Here is a 6,250-nt window from a genome sequence, read left to right as displayed (position 1 = left end):
GACCTGCAGAAAAGGTGTTGTCGATCACCTTTCCCGTGGTAACACTTTTCAATTTTGTTCTTACGAAAGCAGGTCCTTTGCCCGGCTTTACATGAAGAAATTCTATAATTTTGAAAATATCGTGGTTCTATCTAATGCACAATCCATTTCTAATATCACTTGTACTTGCCATTTTTAAGACTTATTAATTTGAACTTATATATCCTTTCATAATTCCGCGCTGGGAATTTTTGATGAACTCTAAAATATCATCCCTCTCTGAAGTTGCCTCCATTTCGGCTTCTATGATCGCTACTGCCTGACTGTTATTATAATTCTTCTGATACAGGATCCTGTAAATATCCTGGATCTCCCGAATTTTGTCTGTACTAAAACCTCTTCTTCTTAACCCGATGGAGTTCACACCTACGTAAGATAAAGGTTCTCTTCCTGCCTTGACAAAGGGAGGAACATCTTTACGAACCAAAGACCCTCCGGTTACGAATGCGTGGCTACCAATGCTGCAAAACTGCTGAATTGCAGCCATTCCAGCCAACACTACGTAATCCCCAACATTTATATGACCTGCCAGAGTACTATTATTTGAAAAGATACAGTTATCACCTATAACACAATCATGAGCAATATGACAATAAGCCATGATCCAGCAATTTTTGCCGATCTTGGTCTTCATCCTGTCGGTAGTTCCACGATTGATGGTCACACACTCCCTAATGGTGGTATTGTCACCTATTTCGGTGATGGTATCTTCATCGTTAAATTTCTTATCCTGTGGTACTGCAGAAATAACGGCACCGGGAAAAATGTTGCAATTTTTTCCGATCCTCGCCCCTTCCATAATTGTAACATTCGAGCCTATCCACGTTCCTTCGCCAATTACTACATTATTATGTATGGTAGAAAAAGGCTCAATAACAACATTTTTTGCAATCTTGGCACCGGGATGTACGTATGCTAAGGGTTGATTCATAATCTTTATTTTTGTTTTACAATTTGAGCCATTAAAATGGCCTCGGTAACCAATTTCCCATTGGCGTAAGCATATCCCTGCATCTGGCAGATCCCTCTTCTTATAGGAGCCAGCAGTTCAAGTTTAAAAATGAGCGTGTCACCCGGAACCACCTGCCTTTTGAACTTCACATTATCGATCTTCATAAAGAAGGTGAGGTAATTTTCTGGATCGGGCACAGATTTTAATGCGAGGATCCCTCCTGTTTGTGCCATAGCTTCTACCTGAAGAACCCCTGGCATTACAGGTTTCCCCGGAAAATGCCCTACAAAGAAAGGTTCGTTCATAGTGACATTTTTGACACCTACAACGGTGTCACTTGTCAATTCAATGATCTTATCTACAAGGATAAATGGTGGCCTGTGCGGCAGAATGTTCATGATCTCATTAACATCCATTAACGGCTCTTGATCCAGGTCATACCTGGGCACATTGTTTCGCTTTTCAGCCTTGATGATCTTCGATAATTTTTTAGCGAACTGCGTGTTCACCTCATGGCCTGGTTTATTTGCTATGACCTTTCCTCTTATACGGGTTCCCACTAAAGCAAGATCTCCAATAACGTCAAGAAGTTTATGTCGTGCCGCTTCATTAGGGTAATGCAAGGTTAGATTATCAAGGATGCCATTCGGCTTTACCGAAATATTGTCTTTTTTAAAAGCCACACGCAGCTTGTCCATAGTTTCAGGACTTAGTTCCTTATCTACGTAGACAATGGCATTATTAAGATCGCCGCCTTTGATCAATCCATGCTCGAGAAGCGTTTCCAATTCATGTAAGAAACTAAATGTGCGGGCATTGGCAATTTCAGATTTGAAATCGGCCAATTTCGTTAGCGAAGCGTTCTGAGTTCCTAAGACCTTAGTGCCAAAATCTACCATGGCTGTTACCTGATAATCATCTGCAGGCATAATGAGAATTTCACTGCCTGTTTTCTCATCTTCATAACGAATAACGTCTGTCACCACAAATTCCTCTCTGTCACATGCCTGCTCTTCAATACCGGCTTCCTCGAGAGCTTCAACAAAGAATTTTGAAGAACCATCCATAATAGGAGGTTCTGCAGCATTTAATTCTATAATGATATTATCGATCTCCAGGCCAACACACGCAGCCAGTACGTGTTCAGAAGTCTGTATTGTCACTCCATCCTTTTCAAGATTGGTACCCCTTTGAGTATTGACAACGTAATTCACATCGGCTTCCACCACGGGATTTCCTTCAAGATCTGATCTTACAAAGCAATATCCGGTATTCTCCTGTGCCGGTTTAAAAGTAAGAGTGACTTCATTTCCGGTATGAAGCCCAACTCCCTGTAAAGTTACTTCCTTACTTATAGTGCGCTGTTTAGCCATTATCTGATTGTTTTTTTTCTAGTTTGGTTAAGCGATCCTCTATTTTGGGTAAATGTTTAAAATGTATATAAGCTTTATTATATTCATTATAGCCTATTGCAGGGGAACCCTGAATAACCTCATCATCTTTAATATTCCTTCCAATGCCAGACTGGGCCTGGACCTTTACGCGGTCACCAATATGGATATGACCTGCTATTCCTACCTGGCCACCTATAAGACAGTTTTTACCAATCTTTGTAGATCCTGCTATTCCAGTTTGAGCAGCAATTGCGGTGTTCTCTCCCACTTCTACATTATGGGCGATCTGGATCTGGTTATCTAATTTCACGCCCTTTCTTATAATAGTGGAACCCAAAGTTGCCCTGTCTATAGTAGTACCAGCACCTATATCTACGTTATCCTCAATGATGACGTTGCCAATTTGAGGCACTTTTGAATACTCCCCTTCTGCATTTGGTGAAAATCCAAACCCATCGGCTCCAATCACCACTCCGCCGTGAATTACACAATTATCTCCTATTATGGTTTCTGAATAGATCTTGGCTCCCGGAAAGATAAGCACGTTATTACCTATTGATACGTTATCTCCTATATATGTATTAGGAAAGATCTTGACATTATTGCCCAATTTCACCTGCTCTCCCAGATAGGAAAAGGCTCCTAAGTAAAGATTCTCTCCATAACTGGCAGTTTTAGAGATAAACGAAGGTGCCTCTATGCCTGTTTTGTTAAGCTTAACCTGGTTATAATATTCAAGCAGCTTGGAAAATGCTTTGTAAGGGTCTTCAACTTTGATAAGTGTAGTAGACAATTTTTCTTCGGGATTGAAGCTTTTGCTTACTATCGTGATACTCGCCCTGGTAGAATAAATAAAGGAAGTATATTTTGGATTTGCTAAAAAGGTGATCGAACCTTCGGTGCCCTCTTCAATTTTTGACAATCTGTCAACCTCTGCCCCGGGATCGCCAACGACCTCCCCTTCCAAAATACCTGCTATTTGCGCTGCTGTAAACTTCATTCTGGCAAAAGTAAAAAAAATGAGTTAATCTAAGGTTTAGGGTAACAGATATAATATTTGGTAACCGGCCGCGATAACGCCTTGAGGTTAAAATGATCGGAAGCCTTAATGACATCAGTGATCTTTCCACTTTTAAAGAGGATGTGTATCTTTTCATCTTCCTTTTTATACGCCAGGTTACTTATGTCTCCCGAAAAAACGAAATATTGAGCCTCTTCTCTGCTAATATTATGTTTGGCAATAAGCTTTTGAAGATGAACTTCCAGTTTTTCATCAGCAACCGGGCGCTTCTTCAGCTTGACCTTGAGAAGATCACGGTTAATGATCATTTGGCAAAGGTTGCTTAATACAAAATCCTGGTCATGCGCCCATTCCTTCATTGCTGAAAGTATATCGTAATCATCTAGTCGCGCAAAGATATGAAGTGTTTCTTCGGAAAAGTTTTCCGCAGTGACCTGTTGTTTTAAAAAATGGTTCAAGGCCGTACTGGCAAATAAGGTCCTCCCGGAATTCACAAGTTCCTTCGCCCGCTGAAGCACCCTTATCAAAAGCTGCTCAGCTACTACTCCTGTCTTATGCAGGTAAACCTGCCAGTACATTAAACGCCGGGCCAGAAGAAACTTCTCTACAGAATAGATCCCTTTTTCCTCAACCATTAGCTCATTGTTCACCACTGTGAGCATACTTATTAGGCGTTCGCTGTTAATGTTTCCTTCAGCAACCCCGGTATAAAAGCTGTCACGTTTAAGATAATCCATCCGATCCATATCCAGCTGACTCGAAATAAGCTGACACAGGAACTTACGATGATATTTTCCGCGGAAGATCTCTATGGCCAAAGTTAATCTTTGGTTAAACTTCCTATTCATTTCTTCCATAAATAAGAAGGAAATGGTTTCATGGCTAACGCCTTCTACAATACTGTGCTCCATGGCATGAGAGAATGGACCATGACCAATATCGTGTAAAAGAATGGCTATTTGAAGAGCCTCCTCTTCCTCTTCAGAGATCTCTACACCCTTTAATCGCAGGACTCGAACAGCCTTTTGCATTAAATGCAGGCAACCTAAGGCATGATGAAATCTCGTATGATGTGCTCCGGGATAAACGAGGTAAGACAATCCCATTTGGGAGATTCGGCGCAATCTTTGGAAATATTTGTGTTCCATAATTCCAAAGAGCAGCTCATTTGGAATAGTAATAAATCCGTAAATTGGATCGTTTAAAATTTTGAGTTTGTTTCCCTGAAGCAAGCTGGTATTATTAATAATTAAGGTAACAAAGATACATATATGAACGATATCAAAATACTGTGGGTAGATGACGAGATAGACCTGCTAAAACCTCACATTCTATTTCTTGAAAGTAAGAACTACAAGGTCTTTACCTGCCAAAGCGGTACCGAAGCTTTGGAAGAAATTGAAAAGGAGAATTTTGACATCGTTTTCCTGGATGAGAATATGCCCGGATTATCGGGACTGGAAACCCTTTCAGAAATAAAGGAGAAGCAGGCAAATGTACCGGTGGTCATGATCACCAAGAGCGAAGAAGAATATATCATGGAAGAGGCCATTGGATCTAAAATAGCCGATTACCTCATCAAACCCGTAAATCCCAATCAAATTCTTCTAAGCATTAAAAAGAACCTTGACCACTCCCGATTGATCTCCGAGAAAACTACTTCCAGCTATCAGCAGGAATTTCGAAAGATCGCTATGGACATGGCTATGATCAATTCTTTTGAAGGCTGGGCAGAACTGTATCAGAAATTAATTTACTGGGAATTAGAATTGGAGAACATCGAAGACTCCGGTATGTTCGAGATCCTTGAATCTCAGAAAACCGAAGCCAATTCCCAATTCTGTAAGTTCATTGATAAGAATTATCCGCACTGGTTCGAAAAAGATGCAGATGCACCTATCATGTCCCATACGCTGTTTCGGGAAAAGATCCTCCCTGAGATAAGCAAAGAACAGCCAACCCTGCTTGTGGTGATAGACAATATGAGATATGACCAGTGGAAAGCCTTTGAACCGGTGGTGAACAACTATTATAAAAAGGAACAGGAAATTCCCTTTTACAGCATCTTACCAACGGCAACTCAATATGCACGAAATGCAATCTTCTCTGGATTAATGCCAAGTGATATGGAGAAGCTCTATCCTGATTTTTGGAAAAATGATACAGATGAGGGAGGAAAAAATTTACATGAAGCAGAATTTCTACAGGCACAGCTGAAAAGACTCGGAGCAAATATTAAACATGAATATCATAAGATAAGCAGCCTGAAAGCCGGGAAAAAACTTGTTGAAAATTTTAGAGGCCAGAAGGAGAACGATCTTACAGTAGTAGTCTATAACTTTGTAGATATGCTTTCTCACTCCAAAACAGAAATGGAAGTAATAAAGGAATTAGCTTCAACAAACAAGTCTTACCGTTCACTAACCCATAGCTGGTTTAGGAACTCACCGTTGCTGGAGATCATTCAACAAGCACAGAATTTAGGTTTCAAGCTTATTCTTACCACAGACCATGGTACGATCAACGTTAAAAATCCGTCTAAAGTGATTGGCGATAAGCAAACCAGTCTTAATCTTAGGTATAAGACCGGTAAAAGCCTCACCTATGAGGATAAGGATGTGCTCGCTGCGCAGAATCCAAAAACTATTCATTTACCTACTATTAATATGAGCAGCTCCTTCATATTTGCGAAGGGAGATCTTTTCTTTGCGTATCCAAATAATTACAATCATTATGTGAGTTATTATCGTAATACTTTTCAACATGGAGGCGTCTCTATGGAGGAGATGATCATACCTTTTGCCGTGTTATCACCTAGATAACAAGAATTTACCTATATTTATC

At 40.3% G+C, this 6,250-nt stretch carries 5 protein-coding genes and 1 pseudogene; 1 reads left to right on the top strand and 5 read right to left on the bottom strand.

Going from position 1 to position 6,250, the window contains the following annotated elements; translation table 11 throughout:
* From HC175_RS14640 to HC175_RS14620, 5 genes and pseudogenes are all read right to left on the bottom strand, one after another.
* Positions 1–118 (bottom strand): annotated as a pseudogene (locus HC175_RS14640) (elongation factor P); the annotation flags it as partial.
* A 66-nt stretch (positions 119–184) separates the two neighbouring features.
* Entirely contained in the window at positions 185–970 is a 786-nt protein-coding gene (gene lpxA, locus HC175_RS14635; protein WP_168139239.1) for an acyl-ACP--UDP-N-acetylglucosamine O-acyltransferase, read from the bottom strand.
* 5 nt (positions 971–975) lie between these two features.
* Entirely contained in the window at positions 976–2,364 is a 1,389-nt protein-coding gene (locus HC175_RS14630) for a bifunctional UDP-3-O-[3-hydroxymyristoyl] N-acetylglucosamine deacetylase/3-hydroxyacyl-ACP dehydratase (RefSeq protein WP_168139238.1), read from the bottom strand.
* Entirely contained in the window at positions 2,357–3,385 is a 1,029-nt protein-coding gene (lpxD, locus tag HC175_RS14625) for a UDP-3-O-(3-hydroxymyristoyl)glucosamine N-acyltransferase (RefSeq protein ID WP_168139237.1), read from the bottom strand. The genes HC175_RS14630 and lpxD overlap by 8 nt, the downstream gene beginning before the upstream one ends.
* A 29-nt stretch (positions 3,386–3,414) precedes the next feature.
* Positions 3,415–4,638 carry an HD domain-containing protein gene (locus HC175_RS14620; RefSeq protein ID WP_168139236.1) on the bottom strand — a complete coding sequence of 408 codons (1,224 nt, stop codon included), beginning with the start codon at positions 4,636–4,638 and terminating at the stop codon, positions 3,415–3,417.
* A gap of 39 nt (positions 4,639–4,677) precedes the next feature.
* Here HC175_RS14620 and porX point away from each other — a divergent pair, with 39 nt between their 5' ends.
* Positions 4,678–6,228, top strand: a complete 1,551-nt coding sequence (gene porX / locus HC175_RS14615) for a T9SS response regulator signal transducer PorX (protein ID WP_168139235.1) — start codon at positions 4,678–4,680, stop codon at positions 6,226–6,228.
* Positions 6,229–6,250: the final 22 nt, after the last annotated feature.

It is taken from the genome of Salinimicrobium oceani, from assembly GCF_012037645.1.
Note: the sequence above shows the minus strand (reverse complement) of the source record. Positions and strands in the feature narration are given on the sequence as shown.